The sequence below is a fragment of the Pseudooceanicola pacificus genome, assembly GCF_009789075.1.
In the GTDB taxonomy this organism is placed as follows: domain Bacteria; phylum Pseudomonadota; class Alphaproteobacteria; order Rhodobacterales; family Rhodobacteraceae; genus Pseudooceanicola; species Pseudooceanicola pacificus.
The window spans coordinates 111,167-130,876 of record NZ_WNXQ01000007.1 but is presented as its reverse complement, the minus strand read 5'-3'; the positions used below and the strand labels follow the sequence as shown (position 1 = coordinate 130,876).

21 protein-coding genes are annotated in these 19,710 nt (G+C 68.1%); 13 read left to right on the top strand and 8 right to left on the bottom strand.

Translation table 11 applies throughout. The annotated features are described in order from the left end of the window. Window positions 1–177 precede the first annotated feature (177 nt). Both GLS40_RS13005 and pepN read right to left on the bottom strand, forming a co-directional pair. On the bottom strand, window positions 178–927 hold the full coding sequence (locus GLS40_RS13005; RefSeq protein WP_160383162.1) for an SDR family oxidoreductase: 750 nt from the start codon (window positions 925–927) through the stop codon (window positions 178–180). Then, window positions 920–3,469, bottom strand: a complete 2,550-nt coding sequence (gene pepN / locus GLS40_RS13000; RefSeq protein ID WP_160383161.1) for an aminopeptidase N — start codon at window positions 3,467–3,469, stop codon at window positions 920–922. The genes GLS40_RS13005 and pepN overlap by 8 nt, the downstream gene beginning before the upstream one ends. 175 nt (window positions 3,470–3,644) lie before the next feature. On the opposite strand from pepN, the gene GLS40_RS12995 reads away from it, so the two are divergent. Further along, complete coding sequence (locus GLS40_RS12995; protein ID WP_160383160.1) at window positions 3,645–3,842, top strand: hypothetical protein; 198 nt, start codon at window positions 3,645–3,647, stop codon at window positions 3,840–3,842. A 102-nt stretch (window positions 3,843–3,944) separates the two neighbouring features. On the opposite strand, the gene GLS40_RS18220 is transcribed toward GLS40_RS12995, so the two are convergent. Both GLS40_RS18220 and GLS40_RS12985 read right to left on the bottom strand, forming a co-directional pair. Next, a complete protein-coding gene (locus tag GLS40_RS18220; RefSeq protein ID WP_160383159.1) occupies window positions 3,945–4,847 on the bottom strand; it encodes an SRPBCC domain-containing protein in 903 nt (300 codons plus the stop codon). Continuing rightward, window positions 4,844–5,185, bottom strand: coding sequence for an ArsR/SmtB family transcription factor (locus GLS40_RS12985; protein ID WP_160383158.1), 342 nt, complete (start codon window positions 5,183–5,185; stop codon window positions 4,844–4,846). Before GLS40_RS12985 ends, GLS40_RS18220 begins: the two co-directional genes overlap by 4 nt. A 170-nt stretch (window positions 5,186–5,355) precedes the next feature. Here GLS40_RS12985 and GLS40_RS12980 point away from each other — a divergent pair, with 170 nt between their 5' ends. Beyond that, entirely contained in the window at window positions 5,356–7,515 is a 2,160-nt protein-coding gene (locus tag GLS40_RS12980) for a malate synthase G (RefSeq protein ID WP_160383157.1), read from the top strand. 269 nt (window positions 7,516–7,784) lie between these two features. Next, window positions 7,785–8,213: a GlcG/HbpS family heme-binding protein gene (locus tag GLS40_RS12975; RefSeq protein ID WP_160383156.1), complete on the top strand. Its 429-nt coding sequence runs from the start codon at window positions 7,785–7,787 to the stop codon at window positions 8,211–8,213. 155 nt (window positions 8,214–8,368) lie between these two features. Here the strand turns inward: GLS40_RS12975 and GLS40_RS12970 are convergent, their stop codons facing one another. Together GLS40_RS12970 and GLS40_RS12965 are read right to left on the bottom strand one after the other, a co-directional pair. After that, window positions 8,369–9,073 (bottom strand): NUDIX hydrolase, encoded by a 705-nt coding sequence (locus GLS40_RS12970; protein ID WP_160383155.1) that lies wholly within the window; start codon window positions 9,071–9,073, stop codon window positions 8,369–8,371. Window positions 9,074–9,179: 106 nt separating this feature from the next. Then, complete coding sequence (locus tag GLS40_RS12965) at window positions 9,180–9,578, bottom strand: DUF983 domain-containing protein (protein ID WP_160383154.1); 399 nt, start codon at window positions 9,576–9,578, stop codon at window positions 9,180–9,182. A gap of 203 nt (window positions 9,579–9,781) precedes the next feature. Here GLS40_RS12965 and GLS40_RS12960 point away from each other — a divergent pair, with 203 nt between their 5' ends. The 4 genes from GLS40_RS12960 to GLS40_RS12945 all read left to right on the top strand — a co-directional run bounded on the left by GLS40_RS12960 (window position 9,782) and on the right by GLS40_RS12945 (window position 11,983). Next, the gene (locus tag GLS40_RS12960) at window positions 9,782–10,321 is read left to right on the top strand and encodes an EF-hand domain-containing protein (protein ID WP_160383153.1); all 540 of its coding nucleotides are present in this window, start codon (window positions 9,782–9,784) and stop codon (window positions 10,319–10,321) included. Between the two features lie 120 nt (window positions 10,322–10,441). Then, the gene (locus GLS40_RS12955; protein WP_160383152.1) at window positions 10,442–11,035 is read left to right on the top strand and encodes an RNA polymerase sigma factor; all 594 of its coding nucleotides are present in this window, start codon (window positions 10,442–10,444) and stop codon (window positions 11,033–11,035) included. Then, a complete protein-coding gene (locus tag GLS40_RS12950; protein WP_160383151.1) occupies window positions 11,028–11,426 on the top strand; it encodes a hypothetical protein in 399 nt (132 codons plus the stop codon). Before GLS40_RS12955 ends, GLS40_RS12950 begins: the two co-directional genes overlap by 8 nt. An 11-nt stretch (window positions 11,427–11,437) precedes the next feature. Continuing rightward, entirely contained in the window at window positions 11,438–11,983 is a 546-nt protein-coding gene (locus GLS40_RS12945) for a periplasmic heavy metal sensor (protein WP_160383150.1), read from the top strand. 245 nt (window positions 11,984–12,228) lie between these two features. Here GLS40_RS12945 and GLS40_RS12940 read toward each other — a convergent pair whose 3' ends face one another. Beyond that, window positions 12,229–13,623, bottom strand: coding sequence for a diguanylate cyclase (locus GLS40_RS12940; RefSeq protein WP_160383149.1), 1,395 nt, complete (start codon window positions 13,621–13,623; stop codon window positions 12,229–12,231). Between the two features lie 98 nt (window positions 13,624–13,721). Here GLS40_RS12940 and GLS40_RS12935 point away from each other — a divergent pair, with 98 nt between their 5' ends. Then, on the top strand, window positions 13,722–14,003 hold the full coding sequence (locus tag GLS40_RS12935) for a DUF3572 domain-containing protein (protein WP_328598901.1): 282 nt from the start codon (window positions 13,722–13,724) through the stop codon (window positions 14,001–14,003). Between the two features lie 10 nt (window positions 14,004–14,013). Here the strand turns inward: GLS40_RS12935 and GLS40_RS12930 are convergent, their stop codons facing one another. Beyond that, window positions 14,014–14,466, bottom strand: coding sequence for a MarR family winged helix-turn-helix transcriptional regulator (locus GLS40_RS12930; RefSeq protein WP_160383148.1), 453 nt, complete (start codon window positions 14,464–14,466; stop codon window positions 14,014–14,016). 141 nt (window positions 14,467–14,607) lie between these two features. On the opposite strand from GLS40_RS12930, the gene GLS40_RS12925 reads away from it, so the two are divergent. The 5 genes from GLS40_RS12925 to GLS40_RS12905 all read left to right on the top strand — a co-directional run bounded on the left by GLS40_RS12925 (window position 14,608) and on the right by GLS40_RS12905 (window position 19,587). Then, window positions 14,608–15,312, top strand: a complete 705-nt coding sequence (locus GLS40_RS12925; RefSeq protein ID WP_160383147.1) for an HAD family hydrolase — start codon at window positions 14,608–14,610, stop codon at window positions 15,310–15,312. 88 nt (window positions 15,313–15,400) lie between these two features. Next, window positions 15,401–16,957, top strand: coding sequence for a trimethylamine methyltransferase family protein (locus tag GLS40_RS12920; RefSeq protein WP_160383146.1), 1,557 nt, complete (start codon window positions 15,401–15,403; stop codon window positions 16,955–16,957). Window positions 16,958–17,056: 99 nt separating this feature from the next. Next, on the top strand, window positions 17,057–17,644 hold the full coding sequence (locus GLS40_RS12915; protein ID WP_160383145.1) for a heme NO-binding domain-containing protein: 588 nt from the start codon (window positions 17,057–17,059) through the stop codon (window positions 17,642–17,644). 11 nt (window positions 17,645–17,655) lie between these two features. Next, entirely contained in the window at window positions 17,656–18,654 is a 999-nt protein-coding gene (locus GLS40_RS12910) for a GGDEF domain-containing protein (RefSeq protein WP_160383144.1), read from the top strand. 156 nt (window positions 18,655–18,810) lie between these two features. Then, complete coding sequence (locus GLS40_RS12905; protein WP_160383143.1) at window positions 18,811–19,587, top strand: gamma-glutamyl-gamma-aminobutyrate hydrolase family protein; 777 nt, start codon at window positions 18,811–18,813, stop codon at window positions 19,585–19,587. Window positions 19,588–19,710 lie beyond the last annotated feature (123 nt).

Sequence of the window (19,710 nt, the reverse complement as noted above, 5' to 3'; positions counted from 1 at the left end):
CGGAAAGCGGCCGACAGCGCCCCGGATGGAGGCTGAATGCAGGTATTTCGATGTGCCACAAGGCGCTTGGCCCGATACCGGTGCACCCCCCGGGCGCGGCGGCCGGAACCAGTCGTCAGGGCCGCCACAATGCCGCCCATATCGTGAACCTTTGTCGGCCCTTGCGCGCCGCTCTCGCTAGCGCCCGCCGGTGACGTCCAGGATCGACCGCGTGACATAGGAGGCGCGATCGGACAGCAGCCACAGGATGGCCTCGGCGATCTCGTCCGCGCGGCCGGTGCGGCGCAGGGGCACATTGGGTGCCAGCCGCGCGGCGCGGTCGGGCTCGCCCCCCTTGGCATGGATATCGGTGTCGATCAGCCCGGGGCGCACGGCGTTCACGCGGATGCCCTCGGGCGCCAGCTCGTCGGCCAGGCCCAGGGTGAAGGTGTCGATCGCGCCCTTCGATGCGGCATAATCCAGGAACTGGTTGCCCGATCCCAGCCGGGCCGCGGCGGAGGAGATATTGACGATGGCCCCGCCCGCCGTGCCGCGCCGCATCAGGGCAACCGCGCCGCGCGCGGCCAGGATGGCCGAGGTGATGTTGACCGTGAACATGCGGGTCAGCCGCTCGGGCGTCATCTCGGCGATGCTGGCGGTGGAGTCGACGATCCCGGCATTGTTCACCAGGTGCAGCGGCAGGGAGGGGTCGGCCAGCGGTGCGGCCCGGGCGAACATCGCCTCGATCCCCTCGGGGCGGGCGAAATCGCATTGCAGCAGGTGGGCGGTGGCGCCCTTGCCGCGCAGCTCGGCCGCCACCGCCTCGGCCCCCGCGCGGTTGCTGCCGTAGTGCAGCAGCAGGGTGACCCCCGGCGCGGCGGCCATGCGTGCCGTGGCGGCCCCGATGCCCGAGCTGGCGCCGGTGATCAGGAGCGTCCGGTCAGCCAAGAATCCGGCCCACCATCTCGCCCGTATCGCGGCTGAGGCCCGGGCGGGCGGCGATGCGGCGCAGCTCGTCGGTGATCATCTGCTGGCGATCGGCGTCATAGCGGCGCCAGGTCTCGAAGGCGGAACACATCCGCGCCGTGGTCTGCGGGTTCAGCGCGTCCAGCTGGATCAGCCAGTCCGCCATCAGCCTGTAGCCGGCGCCCGAGGCATGGTGGAACCCGGCCGGAGTCATCGCCAGCGCGCCAAAGACGGCGCGGAACCGGTTGGGGTTCTTCATGCTGAAATCGGGGTGCTGGGTCAGCCGGTCGGTGACCTCGGCCACCTCGGCCGGTTTGGCATGGGTGATCTGGAGCGAGAACCATTTGTCCATCACCAGCCGGTCATGTTTCCACTGCTGCTCGAAGGCCGCAAGCGCCGCATCGCCCGCCCCGGCGATCAGCAGCGAGGACAGGGCCGAAAGCTGCTGCGTCATGTTGTCGGCGCTGTCGTATTGCGCCTGCGCCAGCTTGCCCCCGTCGCGCCGCGACAGCAGCGACAGGGCGACATTGGTCAGGGCGCGCGCGGCGGTGTGCTGGGCGCCGGGCGTGTAGTCGCCGGGCACCTGATAGACCTCGTAGGCCTCGGCCAGCTGGTCGTGCAGCGTGTCGGCCATCGCGTCGAACATGCGCTGGCGCGCCTCGTGGATCGCCTGCGGGTCGGGTACGCGCCCGGCGTCGACCTGGGCCTGGGCCAGGTCGTCCTCTGACGGCAGGGCCAGAACCAGCGCGCGGAATGCCGGGTCGAGGCTGTCATCGGCCAGCGCCGAGGAAAGCGCGCCGAGGAAGGCCGGATCGGGGCGCGTGCCCTCGTTCAGCATCCGCAGCAGCACGTCGCGGGCCAGGGCGCGCCCGGCCTCCCACTTGTTGAAGGCGTCGGTGTCATTGGCCAGCAGGAAGGCGCGTTCGGCATTGTCCGTCTCGCGCTGCAGGATCACCGGGGCGGAAAACCCGCGCAGGATCGAGGGCACGGGCTTCGCCGCCAGCCCGGTGAAGGTGAAGCTCTGTTCCGCCTCCGTCACCTCCAGCAGGGTCGTGGGCTGCACCTCGTCCCCGTTCGGGCCCAGCAGGCCGACGGCCACCGGGATCACCTGCGCCAGCTTGTCGGGCTGGCCCGGGGTGGGCGGGGTCTCTTGGGTGAAGGTCAGCGTCAGGGTGCCGTCTGCATAGCTTTCGTCAACCTTCAGTCGCGGGGTGCCGGCCTGCGAATACCAGCGTTTGAACTGGGTCAGATCGCGCCCGGTCGAATCCTCGAACACCTTGAGCCAGTCCTCGATCGTGCAGGCCTGTCCGTCGTGGCGCTCGAAGTAGAGATCCAGCGCCGTGGCATAGCCTTCGTCCCCCACGAGACGCTTGAGCATGCCGATGACCTCGGCGCCTTTCTCATATACTGTGGCGGTATAGAAGTTGTTGATTTCCTGAAAGCTTTCCGGCCGAACCGGATGGGCCAGCGGGCCGTTGTCCTCGCGGAACTGGCGGGCGCGCAGGGCGATGACATCGGTGATCCGCTTGACCGGCTCAGAGCGCATGTCGGCGGTGAACTGGCTGTCGCGAAAGACCGTCAGCCCCTCCTTGAGGCACAGCTGGAACCAGTCGCGGCAGGTGATGCGGTTGCCCGTCCAGTTGTGGAAATACTCATGCGCGATGATCGCCTCGATCCGCTCGAAGTTCATGTCGGTCGAGGTCTCGGGCGAGGCCAGGACGCAGGAGGAGTTGAAGACGTTCAGCCCCTTGTTTTCCATCGCGCCCATGTTGAAATCGTCGACCGCCACGATGTTGAAGATGTCGAGGTCGTATTCCCGGCCATAGACATCCTCGTCCCATTTCATCGAGCGTTTCAGCGCATCCATGCCAAAGGCGCATTTGTCCTCGTCGCCCGGGCGGACCCAGATGTTCAGCTCGACCTCTTTGCCCGAGGCGGTGGTGAACCTGTCGGGGTGGTTCACCAGCTCGCCCGCGACCAGGGCGAAAAGATAGGCGGGTTTGGGCCAGGGGTCGTGCCATTCGGCAAAGCCCGGGCCGCTGTCGCCGGGATTGCCGTTGGACAGCATGACGGGCAGGTCGGATTCCACGCGCACGGTGAAGGTGGCCATCACGTCGGGCCGGTCGGGGTAATAGGTGATCTTGCGGAAACCTTCGGCCTCGCACTGGGTGCAGTACATGCCGTTCGACATATAGAGCCCCTCCAGCGCGGTGTTCCGGGCGGGGGCGATCTCGACCTCGGATTCCCAGGTGAAGGGGGCGTCGGGCACGGCGCAGGTCAGGCCCTCGGGCGTCACCTCGGGCGTAACGGGGGTGCCGTCGATGCTGGCCGAGATCAGCGTCAGCTCTTCGCCATGCAGGAAGAAGTCGCGCCCGGCGGCCTCGGGGTTGGGGCGGAACCGGATGGTGCTGCGCACGCGGGTGGCCTCGGGCGCGAGGGCGAAGGTCAGGTGCACGTCATCCACCAGATAGGCGGGCGGAGTGTAATCCTTCAGGTAGATCGTGGCGCCTGTAGTGTCCTTCATCGTCGTCTCCCGTCAGGTTTGGCCCATTGCTGGGGCACCGGAACGGGAAAAGCAAGACCGGCAGGGATCCGCCTGCGGTTGCGCCCCGGCAACTGCGCGATGAAACCGCATCAGGGGGGGATGCGTTGGGCAGTCAGAGACAAACCGCACAGACCATCGAGCAAGGAGGAATTCCATGTCCGCTCCCGACATGTCGCTGCAGACCCAGGCCCGCAAACACGGCACTCCGATCTGGGGCATCTTCGTCTCGGCTCTGTTTGGCGCGCTGGCGGGTGCCCTTGTCGCGATCACCGCCGTATCCGGCGGGGATGCGCCGCAGGGCGCCGATATCCGGATCGACGGGCGCACCGGCGCGGCAGAGCCCGCGATGTGACCGCCAGCCGACCCCCGGCCCGAAACCGCCCGTGACCCTGCCAGGTCGCGGGCGTTTTGCATGTCGGGCCCAGCATGTCGCGGGGCAGGCCGCCGGGGCGGATCAGGCGGCGGGCAGGCTCTGCGCCGTGGCCTCCAGCTTGGCCAGCGTCTCGTAACCCTTTTCCAGCGCGCCGAATTGCATCGCGTCGCGCGTGGTCATGTCGACAAAGCTCATCCGCATGGTGACCCGCGTGCCAGCGCCTTCGGGCGTGAACTCCACAGTCACATCGGCATGGTGGCGCATGTCGTCAAAGCCCGACAGCCGGTAGGTCAGGCGCTTGCCGGGCTCGACCTCGCCGAATTCGTGCAGGTTCGGAAAACGCATGCCCTGGCCGACCATGTCGAACCGCCAGCGCCCGCCGGGGCGGATGTCGATCTCGTGGGTTTCGCAGTGATAGCCGTTGGGCCCGAACCACTTAGGCAGCAGGTCGGGGTTGGTCCAGCTTTCCCAGACCAGCGCGGGCGGTGCGTTGATGACGCGCGTGCTCGTGATCTCGTGATCGGGCCTGGGCCCCTGCATCGAGCGGGCATAGGCGCCAAGCTGGTCGGCCACGGTGCCCCAGCCGCCATAAAAGCCCATATCCTCATGGCTTTTTGCCTTCTCGGCCGAGAAATGCCGCACCGTGACATCGTATTGCGTGCCCTCGGGGTGGTCCGAAAATTCCAGGATCGCGGTCATGAACGGGTCGGGATTGGGGTGCCATCCGGGGGTGAAGGCATCGGTCCAGACCAGTTTCCGCGTCGGCACGGCCTCCAGGAACACGCCGGAATTGTCCATCACCTGGTCGCCGACCTTCATCACCGTCCGGAAGATGCCGCCGGGGCGCAGGTCGATCTCGGCCGCGGTGGTCTGGTGCGGCTTGGGGCAGAACCAGTGCACCAGCAGCTTGGGGTCGGTCCAGCAGGCCCAGACGAGGTCACGCGGCGCGGCGATGACGCGGTTCAGGTGCAGGTCGGTGGTCATTCTTTCTGTTCCTTCGCAAGTGAGAGGACAAAGGCATCGAGGCGGTCCAGACGGGCCTCCCAGATCGCGCGCTGTTCGGCGATCCAGTCGGCGGCGGGGCCCAGGGCCTGGGGTTGCAGGGCGCAGGTGCGCACACGGCCGTCCTTGTGGCTGGCGACAAGGCCCGCGGCCTCCAGCCGTTTCAGATGGCCCATGAACGAGGGCAGGGCCATGTCGAACGGCGCGGCCAGGTCGGTGACGCTGGCGGGCCCCTGCGCCAGCCGGGCAAGGATCGCCCGCCGGGTCGGGTCGCCCAGGGCGGTGAAGATGTGGTCGAGTCCGGGGTCATGCTTAGCCATGTGCCTAAGTAACTCGGAGCGGATCCAAGGGGAAGCAAAAAGTGAGGCGATGAGCTAACTATTGCGGGTCCGGCCCCGGCGCCCGGGATTGGTAAGATATCTTTACCGCCTTGTGGCAGGGGGGGCTTGCCTGTAGTTTTGCCACGATATCCGGGCAAGCGAGGTGCATCATGGCGGACAGGGTCGAGGTCTACGGGCTGCAGGTGGCAGAGATCCTGCATCGGTTCATCGCCGAAAAGGCGCTGCCGGGCACCGGGGTGAGCGCGGATGCCTTCTGGTCGGGCTTTGCCGCGATGGTCGCGGACCTGACGCCGAAAAACCGCGCCCTGCTGGACACCCGCGAGGCGATGCAGCAGCAGATCGACGCCTGGCATGTGGAACGCCGGGGCCAGCCGCATGACGCGGCGGCCTATCGCGCCTTTCTGGAAGAGATCGGCTATCTGGTGCCCGAGGGGCCGGATTTCGAGATCGAGACGGAACATGTCGACCCCGAGATCGCGCGCATTCCGGGGCCGCAGCTGGTGGTGCCGGTGACCAATGCGCGTTACGCGCTGAACGCGGCCAATGCCCGGTGGGGATCGCTTTACGATGCGCTCTACGGCACCGACGCGCTTGGCGACCTGCCGCATGGCGGGGGCTACGACACCAAACGCGGCGCCCGGGTGATCGCCTGGGCCAAGGCGCATCTGGACGCGGTGGTGCCGCTCAAACGCGCCTCCTGGGCGGATGTCACCGGGCTGTCGGTGAATGACGGGGCGCTGGTCGCCGCGACCGAGGGCGGGCCGGCGGGGCTGGCCGATCCGGGGCAGTTCCAGGGCTGGCGCGAGGATGCGCAGGCCCCGCTGCGGGTGCTGCTGCGCCGGAACGGGCTGCTGATCGAGGTGGTCGTGGATCACGACACGCCCGTGGGCCAGCAGGACCGGGCCGGGATTTCCGACGTGCGGCTGGAAAGCGCGATGTCCGCGATCATGGATTGCGAGGACAGCGTCGCGGCGGTGGATGCCGAGGAAAAGACGCTCGCCTATGCCAACTGGCTGGGCCTGATGAAGGGCGACCTGGCCGAAAGCGTGAGCAAGGGCGGCACCTCCTTCACCCGCAGGCTGAATCCCGACATGGAATTCACCATGCAGGACGGCGAGTTGCTGCGGGTCAAGGGCCGGTCGCTGATGCTGGTGCGCAACGTCGGCCACCTGATGACCAACCCCGCCATCCTCGATGCGGACGGGGCCGAGGTGTTCGAGGGGCTGATGGATGCGGCCGTCACCACGCTCTGCGCCATGCATGACCTGGGCAAGAGCGGCGGCGACCGGAATTCCACCGAAGGATCGGTCTATGTGGTCAAGCCCAAGATGCACGGGCCCGAGGAAGTCGCCTTTGCCGACGAGATCTTCACCCGGGTCGAGGCGATGCTGGGGCTGAAGCGGAACACCGTCAAGCTGGGCATCATGGACGAGGAACGCCGCACCAGCGTGAACCTCAAGGAATGCATCCGGGCGGCCAAGGCCCGGGTCGCCTTCATCAACACCGGCTTCCTGGACCGGACGGGCGACGAGATCCACACCTCGATGGAGGCGGGGCCGTTCCTGCCCAAGGGCGAGATGAAGAACACCGCCTGGATCAAGTCCTACGAGGATCGCAACGTCGATATCGGCCTGGCCTGCGGGCTGAAGGGCAAGGCGCAGATCGGCAAGGGGATGTGGGCGATGCCGGATCTGATGGCCGGGATGCTGGAGGCCAAGATCGCACACCCGCAGAGCGGCGCGAACTGCGCCTGGGTGCCATCGCCCACGGCGGCGACCTTGCACGCGATCCATTACCACAAGGTGGACGTTATGGCGCGCCAGGCCGAGATCGCCGCCGGCGGTGCGCGCGGCACGCTGGCGGATCTGTTGAGCATCCCGGTGCTGCAGGGCCGCAACCTGGATGCCGCCGAGGTCACCCGCGAGATCGAGAACAATGCGCAGGGGATCCTGGGCTATGTGGTGCGGTGGGTCGATCAGGGCGTCGGCTGTTCCAAGGTGCCCGACATCAACGATGTGGGGCTGATGGAGGACCGGGCGACCTGCCGGATTTCCTCGCAGGCGCTGGCCAACTGGCTGCATCACGGGGTGATCGACGCGCAGCAGGTGATGGCGGCGATGCGCAAGATGGCCGAGGTGGTGGACCGCCAGAACGCGGGTGACGCGGCCTATGTGCCGATGGCGCCGGGCTATGACGGCATCGCCTTCCAGGCGGCCTGCGATCTGGTGTTCCGGGGGCGGGTGCAGCCTTCGGGCTATACCGAACCGGTGCTGCACCGGCGGCGGCTGGAGCTGAAGGCCGGGGCGTGAGCGTCGGGCAAGACGGTTTGGCAGAGGCTCTGCCTCCGGTGGGATTTGCGGTTTGCGGAGGCTCTGCCTCCGGTGGGACATGTGGTTTGCGGAGGCTCTGCCTCCGGTGCGACTATTGATTTTGCGGAGGCTCTGCCTCCGTTGCGACTATTGATTTTGCGGAGGCTCTGCCTCCGCGGGGGGAAGGGGGGCTGTCTGCCCCCCTCTTGGCCTGCGGCCAATTCACCCCCCGAGCATATTTGGAGCAAGAGGAAGATGGGAGCTGGGACATGGTTGCGATTTCGTTGAGAAAGGCGCGCACGATCGTGCGCAAGGCGCTGGAGAAGGGGCGGGAGCTGGAGCTGAAGCCGCTGTCTGTCGTGGTGCTGGATGCGGGCGGGCACGTGCAGGCCTTCGAGCGCGAGGACGGGGCGAGCCCGGGGCGGTTCGACATCGCGCGGGGCAAGGCCTATGGCGCGGTGATGCTGGGCATGAGCGGGTCGGCACAGCTGGCGCGGGCCGAGCAGCAGGCGTTTTTCATGGCGGCGATGAACGGGGCCTTTGGCGGCAAGGTGGTGCCGGTGCCGGGCGGCGTGCTGGTGCGCGACGGCAAGGGGGCCGTGATCGGCGCGGTTGGCGTGACCGGCGATACTTCGGACAATGATGCCCTGGCGGCGATGGCCGGGATCGAAGGGGCCGGGCTGACCGGCGAGGCCTGATTCCGCGGGCCGGGACTCCGGGGCCGGCCCGGTGGCTGGTGCCATGCGCCCCTGGACGCCGCCTGTCCCGGGCGGCGTGACCTTTCACCCGGAGCTGACGGGCGAGCCGGGCAGGGCGCAGGGGGCTGCGTGCCTGCGGGGCGCGCGCGCGGCGCTCAGTCCGGCCGGCCGCGCAGCGGGACCAGACCGCGCAGGCGGCGGAATTCGCGGCTTTCGTCCTGATTGGAGAAGAAGGGCACCGAGGCGGGCGGCGCGGGATCGGCGGCGCGCTGCGCGACCTCGGCCAGCACCACCTCGGTGATGAAGGGCAGGTCGAATTCGCGCGCCTTTTCCAGCGGGATCCATTGCAGCAGCGACAGCTCGTCCGAGGCGGCGGTGAAATCGTCGGGATCGGAGGCCAGCCTTTCGGCATCGGTCAGGAAGAAGCGGGCGTCGAAGCGGCGCGGGCGGCCCGGCGGGGTGATCGCGCGGAACACGAACTGCAGGCTGCTGGCGTCGGGCAGGTGGCCCGTGGCGGCGAAACCGGTCCAGTCCTCGGGCGGCGTGCCGTCCCAGGCGCCGGGGCGGCCCAGCACCTGGCCGGTCTCTTCCCAGAGCTCGCGGATCGCGGCCACGCCAAGCGCATGGACGAGGGCGGGGTCGCTGTCCTCGGCCAACCGGCCGATGCAGGGGTCGGGAATCGCGCCGGCGAGCGGAATGGCGGCATCGCCGGCATCGACGGCGCCGCCCGGAAAGACGAACATGTTGGGCATGAACACGGCCTTGGCGCCGCGCTGACCCATCAGCACCTTGGGGGCGGTCTCACGGTCGCGCAGCACGATGATGGTGGCGGCGTTCCGGATCGCTGTCTTGTCGGTCATGAAAGGCTCCTTGGGCATGGGGACCGGGGGTCCCGCATGTGCCGGGGGAGACTAGACCGGGTCGCAGGGCGTGCCAAGCGTCAACCGGGCGGCCAGCAAGAGTGTGTCAGTCGTGCCCGCCAAAGCCATGCATCTGGCGCGCCCACTGGAAGGCGATCAGCGCGCCCTTGAGCCGTGGCAGCAGGAAGAGCGACAGCCCCACGGTGCCCACGAGGAACACGGTGAAGAGCACCAGCGGCTCGGGCCGGAAGGCGGTATAGGCCACCAGCAGCAGCGGCGCCATCAGATGCCCGACGATCAGGATCGTCAGATAGGCCGGCCCGTCATCGGCCCGGTGATGGTGGAACGGCTCGCGGCAGACCGGGCATTCGTGGCGCACGCTGAGGAAGCCCTTGAGCAGCGGACCGCTGCCGCAGTTGGGGCATTTCAGGCGCAGGCCCTTCCACAGCGCGGACATGGTGTCGCGTTCGGCAGGGGCGGCGGGGGTTGCGTGGCAGTCAGACATGGGCCTCTCCGAGGTCGGGCGCAAACATGCGTCCCGGCAGATATAATGTGTCGGGGCCGGTTTGGCCTTGCGTCGGGTTGTCGCGAAGGGGCGGATCAGAAAAATCCGCATTGTGGCGACGGAACCCCCCGGGCCCTGCGTATGACCTGTCAGAAAGCGGATATGAGGCCGGTTTCGAACAGGACTTTAACGGAGGACTACCGATGAAACTTGCAACCCTCGTTTCGGGTGCCGCGGCGATCGCGATCCTGGCGGGTGCATCAGCCGCCCTGGCCGACGGGCGCGGCGGGCCGGGCCGGATGGGCCCCCGGATGAATTTCCAGGAGATCGACGCCAATGGCGACGGCAAGGTCACTCAGGACGAGATGAAGGCCCATGCCGAAAGCCGGTTCAGGGATGCCGACGCCAATGGGGACGGCGCGCTGAGCGCCGAGGAAATGGTCGCGCACCAGGAAAAGATGCGCGAGCAGATGCGCCAGGCGCGCATGGCCCGTGGCGCCGAGCGCATGATCAAGCGGCGCGACACCAATGGCGACGGCGTGCTGAGCCTGGAGGAAATGGGGCCGAAGGACGGCGGCAATCGCATGTTCTCGCGCCTGGACACCGATGGCGACGGGGCGATTTCGACCGAGGAGTTCGAGGCGGCGCGCGAGCGCATGGCCGAGCGGCGGCGCGAGCACAAGGGCCCGCGTGACCATGAGGGCATGCACCGCAAGCCGCAGTCTCAGACGGACGGCGGCTGACACAGCCGGCGTGACAGGGCCCGCCCGTTCCGCATCCCATCACGGGGCGCGGGCCCTGTGACCTGATCCCGGCCCGGCCGGATTGCCGGTGCGCATGGAACAGGATACGCCGGACGGAAGATGAGCGATATGGCTTTCGACGCCCTTGACGAGCTGGACGACGACGCGCTGCTGGTGCTGTTCGCCAATGGCGACGGCACTGCGGCGCGGCTGCTGACCCGCAGGCTGGCGCCGCGCGTGCTGAACCATGCCGCGCGCCTGACCGGCGACCGGGCCGAGGCCGAGGACGTGACGCAGGAGGCGATGCTGCGGCTCTGGCGGATCGCGCCGGACTGGCGGCGCGGCGAGGCCCGGGTCACCACCTGGCTCTACCGCGTGACGGCGAACCTCTGCACCGACCGGCTGCGGCGCCGGCGCGGCGGCACGGCCCCGCTGGACAGCGTCCCCGAACCCGAGGACGAGCATCCGGGCGTGGCCGAGACGATGCAGGACCGCGCCCGGATGGATGCGCTGCAACAGGCGCTGGACGGGCTGCCGGAGCGGCAGAGGCAGGCGGTTGTCCTGCGTCACATAGAAGGCATGACCAATCCCGAGATCGCCGAGATCATGGAGATTGGCGTCGAGGCGGTCGAGAGTCTGACCGCCAGGGGCAAGCGTGCGCTGGCGACGGCCCTGGCCGGGCGGCGCGATGAACTGGGGTATACCGATGGCTGACAAGGACCGGATCACCGCGATGGACCAGGAGCTCGACGCCCTGTTCGCGACCGCCCGGCGGCAGAGCCTGCCGCTGGACGAGGCCCTGACCGACAGGATCCTGGCCGATGCGCTGGCATTGCAATCCGCCCCGGCGGCCCCGGCCCGGCCTGTCCCGGCACAGGCCGTGCGGCCCGGGCGGCTGGCGCAGTTCTTTGCCCTGCTGGGCGGCTGGCCGGCGGTGGCGGGGCTGGCGACGGCCACGGTTGCGGGCCTGTGGATCGGCACCACGTCGCCGGACATGCTCTATGCGCAGACCGGGCTTTTCGAATCCGCCTCCAGCTCGGAGGCGAGTGACCTTTACCTCGTCGATGCCTTTTCGGCCTTTGACGCATTGCCCGCGGGCGGGTGACAGGAGTGAACATGTCGGACAAGGATACAGGCACGGGGTCCGGCCCGGTTTCGGGGACCAGGCTCTGGGTGCGGCTCGTGCTCTTCGCCTCGCTGGCGGTGAACATGCTGGTGATCGGCGCGGTGGTCGGGACGGTCGCGATGCATGGCGGCGGGCCGGACGACAGGCGCAGGCCGCCCCGGGCCGACCAGATCGCCGGGCCGCTGACCCATGCGCTGGATCACGAGGAACGGCGCGAGATCGGCCGCGCGATCCGCAGCGAATACCGCAAGGGCCGCCCCTCGCGCGGGGCGATGAAGGCGGAATACGATGCCGTGATCCAGGCGCTGCGGACAGAGCCCTTTGACGCCACGGCGGTGCGCGACAGTTTCGAGCGCCAGCAGGCCTATGCGGTGGACCGGATGAAGATCGGCCAGGGCATCCTGCTCGACAAGCTGGTCGCGATGACACCCGAACAGCGCGCGGCCTTTGCCGACCGGCTGGAGGACGGGCTGACCCGTTTTGACGAAGGCCGGGGCAAGGGCAAGGACAAGGACGGCAAGGACCGGGACAACTGAGCGGTCTGGCTGCCGGACGCATGTGCGGCCTGGCTGCCGGACGGCCCAGGCGGTTCGGTTGACGGGCAACAGAGTGGTCCGCCTTGCGGACAGCTGGACAGAGTGGCGGACGGACACCTGAACGGTGTGGTTGCCGGTCAATCGGGCGGTTCAACCGCCCGGCATCTGTGCAGTTCACCCTGCGGCCAATCCCTCCGGCTGCACCCGGCGCCGATGACCGACCGCGCCGGCTGCCCGGTGCCGCCTCACTCGGCGGTCTCGGGCACCATGCTGACCTGATTGCGCCCGGCGTCCTTGGCGATGTAGAGCGCCCGGTCCGCCCGGTCGATCATCGCCAGCGCGGCTTGTTCGGGCGTCTGGCCCGGGTCCATCCGGGCGATGCAGCCCCCCATGCTCATGGTGACCTGCAGACGCTCTTCGCGGTCGGGGATGGCAAAGGGCATGTCCTGCATCCGTTTGCGCAGACGCTCGGCCACCAGCTGGGATTCCGTCCAGCCCGTGTCGGGCATGATGATCAGGAATTCCTCGCCCCCGAACCGGGCGACGAGGTCCTTGGCGCGCAGGTTCTCGCGCAGCAGGTCGGCGACGGCGATCAGTACCGCGTCGCCCGCATTGTGGCCAAAGCGGTCGTTCACCTGCTTGAAATGGTCGAGATCGCCCAGAACCAGCGCGAATTTGCGCTTGCTGCGCGCCATGTCCGACAGCATCCGTTCGAGATAGGGGATCACGTAGCGCCGGTTGTAGAGCCCGGTCAGCGGATCGGTGAGCGAGGCGCGCAGCCCGTCCTCCAGACTGCGGCGCAGCCGTTCCACGGCCTTCTTGCGGCGCAGCAGGGTGTTCACCCGCATCAGCACCTCGCGCGGGTCAAAGCCATAGGGCATGACCGCGCTGGCCCCGATGTCCAGCGCGTCGGGCACCATCGGGTTGTGATGGTCGGCGGTGATCAGCAGCACCTCGGCGTGGCGCACATCGGGGCGCGAGCGGATGTCGGCGATCAGCCGCATGACCGACTTGCGCTCGGACCCGTCCATGTCGATGACAAAGACATCGGCCGGCTGGTTGGTCGAGGTCCAGCGCAGTGCCTCGCTCATCGGCATCGGGCGGAACTGGTGGCGCGACAGGCGGACGAGGGCATTGTGCCAGTCCAGCGCCGAGGCGGACTGCCGGGTGACGATGTAGATGTTGCCCGGCCCCTCGAAGGTGCCGCCGACCTCGGACAGGCCCAGCTCGCGCGAGGTGGAATCGCGCAGGCGGATCTCTTCCTCGGCGCCGCGGGCGCGCATCAGGCAGCGCAGGCGGGACAGGAACAGCACGTCGGGCTGGCTGCGGGAAAAGATGTCGTCGGCCCCGGCGGCCAGGTACTGCGCCCGTTTGCGGCGGTCGCTGGCATGGGTCATCACCACGATGGTCGACCAGGCCGTTTCCGGCGATTCGCGCAAGGTCCGGCAGAGCGCGTCGATGGGCATGTCGGCGACCGTTTCGGAGATCACCACCAGGTCGGGCCCGGCTTCCTGCGCCAGATCGACGCCGCGACTGGCGGAATCGGCCAGCACGACATCGTAGAACGTGGCCGAAAGCTGAACTTTCAGCACGATGCGGCTGGTGGCCACGTCATCGATGATGAGGATCTTTCCGGCCATTCCGATGACTACCCGGCTGAAACCAAAACTACGGATAACATTTGTTGAGAATGGTTAAGAATTCCTTTCCCTCTGCCGGGCAAAGTGCGACATGAAAGATGATGAAGCAAGACGCTGCAGAAGTGATCGCCCTGAAATGCCTGACCTGGCTGGTCGGGCAGGATTCGCTGCTGCCTGTCTTCCTCAGCTCCACCGGTGCCGATTCCGAAGAGCTCCAGCGCAGGGCGCATGATCCCGACTTCCTGACCTCGGTTCTGGAATTCATCACCCTCGATGACACCTGGGTGGTCGAATGCTGCGACGACCGGGACCTCCGCTACGAGATGCCGATGATGGCGATGGCCGTTCTGCAGGGCGCCGGGCGGACCCACTGGACCTGAGGGCAGGGGCCTAGATATAGGTCAGGTCCTTGTCGTCCGACGCGATCATCCGATCCAACAGGTCCTTCAGCAGCGCCGCTTCCTCGGCGGTCAGGGTTTCCGCCAGCTTGGCATTGTTGCCGCGCGCAATCGGCGTGCCGGTTTCCAGCGCCTTGCGGCCCTTGCGGGTCAGGGTGACCTGCCGGGTGCGCCGGTCCTCGGTGCCGCTCTGACGGTCCAGCAGCTTGGCCGCTTCCATCTGGCGCAGGGCGCGCGAGGTGGCGGTGCGGTCGATGCCGACAAATGTCGCGATGTCCGAGGGCTGGGTCAGCCCCTCGTTTCCCACGGCCAGGATGATGCACCAGGTGATCCGGGTCAGTCCAAGCGCCTTGAGCTGTTCGTCAAGCCTGCGTTCCTGCTGCCGCGATGCGATGGACAGGCTGTAACCAAGGGACGCATGAAGGTGATAAGGTGCTTCGGACATACGTGTTATGACATTTCAACGGGGAATAGTTGTCAAGCGCTACCATAGTGCTTAGGCCCCCGGGGCGCCGGACAACAGGCCCTTGCGGTTTTTTGCGCTGCGGCGTGTTGTTGCAGGCAGCACAGCGAGGGGCGAACCACCATGATTGACGGCATTCTGTTCGACAAGGACGGCACCTTGTTCGATTTCGCGGCGACCTGGGATCACTGGGCCGGCGGGCTGATCGACGAATTGTCAGCCGGGGACGGGGCCGTGGCGGATCGCATGGCCGAAACCATGCGCTATGACCTGGGCCGCAGGGCGTTCCGCCCCGACAGCGTGATCATCGCCGGCACCAACCGCGAGGCGGCCGAGCTGATCACCTCGGCCCTGCCGGGCGCCGATGTCGATGCGGTCGAGGATCTGATGACCCGCCGCGCCGCCGTCGCGCCACAGCGCCCCGCCGCCGATCTGCCGGTCCTGCTGGGCGGGCTGCGGGCGCGGGGCCTCGCGCTTGGGGTGATGACCAACGATACCGAATTTGCCGCCCGCGCCCATCTGACCCGGGCCGAGGTGTTCGAATTGTTCGATTTTGTCGCCGGGTTCGATTCCGGCCACGGGGCCAAGCCCGATCCGGCCCCGCTGCTGGCCTTTGCCCGCGCCACGGGCAAGGCGCCGGGCCGCATCGCGATGGTGGGGGACAGCACCCATGACATGATCGCCGGGCGCGCTGCCGGGATGATCTGCATCGGCGTGCTCACCGGCCCGGCCACAACTGTCCAGCTGGCGCCATTTGCCGATGTCGTGCTGCCCGATATCGGCCATCTGCCGGCCTGGCTGGATCGGGGCGCACCGCGCGCCGAATGAAGGAAATGCGACAGGGCTTGTCGCATCCGGTGGCGCAACGCCCTGCGCGCCGGGCTCTTGTGGCCGCAATGACACCCAGGAGCAGGCCATGACCGAGAGTCCCCGTAAGAAACGCAGCGGCGGCCGCGCCGGACACGCGGCGCGGCGCGGACCCTCGGCGATCGAGCAGATGCCCTGGCGCCTGCCGGTGAACCACGACCGCCCGACAGAGCCGCTCTCGCCCGAGGGGGTGCAGGCGATCCACGATGGCGCGATGACCATTCTCGAAGAGATCGGCGTCGCCTTCCTGAACCCCGAGGCGGCGACCCTGCTGAAACAGGCCGGCTGCCGGGTCGAGGGAGAGGTCGTCTACATGGGCCGCGACTTCGTGATGGAGATGCTGGCCAAATGCCCCGAACAGTGGACGCTGACCCCGCGCAACCCCGACCGCAAGCTGGTGGTGGGCGGGGACTATATCCTCTTCGGCAACGTCTCCTCGCCGCCGAACTACTGGGACATGGAGATCGGCCGCAAGGTGCCCGGCACACGGGAATATTGCGCCAACCTGCTGAAACTGACGCAGTATTTCAACTGCATCCACTTCGCCGGCGGCTATCCGGTGGAGCCGGTGGACATCCATCCCTCGATCCGCCACCTCGACGTGCTCTACGACAAGCTCACGCTGACCGACAAGGTGCCGCACGCCTATTCGCTGGGGACCGAGCGGGTCGAGGACGTGATGGAGATGGTGCGCATCGCGGGCGGCCTGTCACATGAAGAATTCGACGCAACCCCCCGAATGTACACGAATATCAACTCCACCTCGCCGCTGAAGCACGACCACCCGATGCTGGACGGATGGATGCGGCTGGCCCGGCGCGGGCAGGGGCTGATCGTGACGCCCTTCACCCTGGCGGGGGCAATGGCGCCGGTGACGATGGCGGGCGCGGTGGCGCAGTCGCTGGCCGAGGGGCTGTCGGCCATCGCACTGGCGCAGTGGATCAACCCGGGCGTGCCCTGCGCCATCGGCACCTTCACCTCGAATGTCGACATGAAGACCGGCGCGCCCGCCTTTGGCACGCCCGAATACATGCGCGCGACCCAGATGACCGGCCAGATGGCGCGGTTCTACAAGCTGCCGATGCGCTCTTCGGGGGTCTGCGCCGCCAACGTGCCCGACGGGCAGGCGATGTGGGAGACGTCGAATTCGCTCTGGGCGGCCGTGCAGTCGGGCAGCCACATCGTCTACCACGCCGCCGGCTGGCTGGAGGGCGGGCTGATCGCCAGCCCCGAGAAATTCGTGATGGATTGCGAGGTTCTGCAGCAGATCCAGCGCTATATGGAGCCCGCGACCTGGGCCACCGGGCCCGAGGACATCGCCCTGGACGCGATCCGCGAGGTCAAGCACAACGGCCATTTCTTCGGCACCCAGCACACCCAGGAACGTTATACCACCGCCTTCTACCAGCCCTTCCTGTCGGACTGGCGCAATTACGAGGGCTGGGAGGTCGCCGGCGGCATCTGGACGGCCGAGCGCGCGCATCATGTCTACAAGCGCATCCTGAACGAGTTCGAGGCCCCCCCGATGGACGAGGCGATCCGCGAGGAACTGGCCGATTTCGTCGCCCGCAGGAAGTCCGAAGGCGGCGCGCCCACCGATTTCTGATCCCGCGCATCGCCCGGGAAAACCCCGACAATTGGAAATGTTCGGTCTTCGTTAAGTGCTGACGGGCCATCCTGCGCGCCAGGCGGCGATGGACGGAAGATGCACGGACTGATCAACATGGCGTTGCAGCGTTTTGCCTGCGACACCTATGGCACAGGGTTCTGGGACACGGTGACCCGCGACGCGGGCCTGGGTTTCGCGGGGTTCGAGGCGATGCTGACCTACGATCCCGCGCTCACCGATGCGGTGCTCGACGCGCTGGCGGGGCGGCTGGACCGGACGCGCAACGCGGTGCTGGAGGATGTGGGGACCTACCTCGTCTCGCATCCCGCGATGGCCTCGCTCAGGCGGCTCCTGCGCTTTGCCGGCGCGGGGTTTGTGGATTTCCTGCTCTCGCTCGACGAATTGCCCGACCGCGCGCGCCTTGCGGTGCCCGACCTCGACCTGCCGCGCATCGACCTGGCGGATCTCGGCGAGGGCCGGTTCAGCATCGCCTGCGCCGCCCCGCGCCCGGGCTATGGCCATGTGCTGACCGGCGTGCTGCGCGCGATGGCCGACGATTACGGCGCGCTGGTGACCCTGTCGCCGGTAGCCGAGGGGGCGGGCACGGAAACCATCGAGGTGTCGCTGGTCGTCGCGGGCTATGCCAGCGGCCGCGATTTCGACCTGGGGGCGCGAACGGGGTGAGCCGGGCATTGATGGCATCCGCGCTGGACGTGCTCTGCCCGATGCATGTCACGCTCGATCCCGAGGGCCGGATGACTCATGCCGGGCCGACACTGTGCAAGCTGCGCCCGGGCCGCCCGCTGATCGGCCAGCCGTTCCTGGATCTGGCGCGCGTTCTGCGCCCGTCGCCCGCACCCGACATGGCGGGCCTGCTGGGCCTGGCCGGGGCGCGGCTCAGGCTTGAGCTGCGGGATCCGCCGCGCACCACCCTGTCGGGCGTGCTGATGCCGGACGGGCAGGGCGGGGCGCTGGTCAACCTCGCCTTCGGCATCTCGATCATCGAGGCGGTGCGCGACTACACCCTGACGAACGAGGATTTCGCCCCGACCGACCTGGCCGTCGAGATGCTGTTCCTGGTGGAGGCGAAATCTTCGGCGATGGAAATGCTGCGCCAGATGTCGCTGCGCTTTCAGGGCGAACGCCTGGCAGCCGAGGAGCGCGCGCTGACGGACACGCTCACCGGGTTGCGCAACCGCCGTGCGCTGGACGCGGTGCTGGAGCGCATCGCCTCGGCCGCGCAGCCCTTTGCGGTGATGCATATCGACCTCGATTTCTTCAAGGCGGTGAACGACACGCTGGGCCATGCGGCGGGCGATCAGGTGTTGCAGCGCGCGGCCGCCATCATGTCCGATGTCACGCGGGGAGAGGATACGGTGGCGCGCATCGGCGGGGATGAATTCGTGATCGTCCTCGACCGGCTGAACGACCGACACAGGATCGAGGACATCGCCCTGCGACTGATCCGCCGGCTGGAGGACCCGATGTCCTTCGGCGACCGGCGGTGCCGCATCTCGGCCAGCGCCGGCACCGCGATTTCAACCGATTACACCCGCCCCGATCCGGCCCGGATGCTGTGCGACGCCGATGCCGCGCTCTATGCCGCGAAACATGCGGGGCGCGGGTGTCATGCCTTTCACCAGCCCGCTCAAGACGGGGCCAGGCTGGCGGGCGGGGCGGGCGCGGGGCCATGACCGATCCGCCCCCCGGCCGATGCCCGCGCCCGGGCGGGGAACTGCGTAATCCGCAGGCATTGCCATCCCGGCCTGCATCAACGCACAGCAATTCCGGTTTCTTTGGCGGGGCCGGGACGGTACTGTCGGACCGAAACAACGGGCAGGAAGACCGCTATGGCACGCGCGCGCGTCGGGATCATCACCAACCAGGTTGTGCGGGACGATTACCGCGCCCATTCGGGCGGGGTCATGTGTGTCCAGGCGGTGGCCGAGGTGTCGGATTGCCTGCCGCTGCTGATCCCCGCCGACCCGCGCTATGTCGGTGTCGAGGAGCTGCTGGACAGTTTCGACGGCTTCCTGCTGACCGGGGGCCGCCCCAATGTCCACCCCGAGGAATACGGCGAGGACGCGACCGAGGCGCATGGCACCTTCGACCGGGCCCGCGACTCTGTCACGCTGCCGCTGGTGCGCGCCTGTGTCGAGCGGGGCCAGCCCTTCCTGGGCATCTGCCGCGGCTTTCAGGAGGTCGCGGTGGCGATGGGGTCCACGCTCCACCCCGAGATCCGCGACCTGCCCGGGCGGATGAACCACCGCATGCCCCCCGATGGCACGATCGAAGAGAAATTCGCCCTCCGCCACAAGGTGACCTTTGCCGAGGGCGGGGTCTTTCACAAGCTGATGGGCGCGCCCGAGGTGATGACCAACACGCTGCATGGCCAGGGCGTCAGCTGCGCGGGCAAGCGGTTCCACATCGACGGCACCGCGCCCGATGGCACGCCCGAAGCGGCCTATGTCGACGGCGCGCGGGGCTTTTCCCTGTCGGTGCAGTGGCACCCGGAATACAACGCCGCGCAGGATCCGGTCTCGCGCCCGCTGTTTGCCGCATTCGGCGATGCCGCGCGCAGCTGGGCCGAGGGCCGCGCCTCGGCGCCGATGCTGAAGAGCGCCTGAACCGGGCGGGCCGGTCGCTTCAGCCATCCCAGGTCCGGCCGCCGGTCGGCTCTCCCCCCAGTCGTCGCGCGGCGCGGCAGCGCCCTGCGCCACCGCCGCGCGCGGGCCCGGCGATTTGCCGGC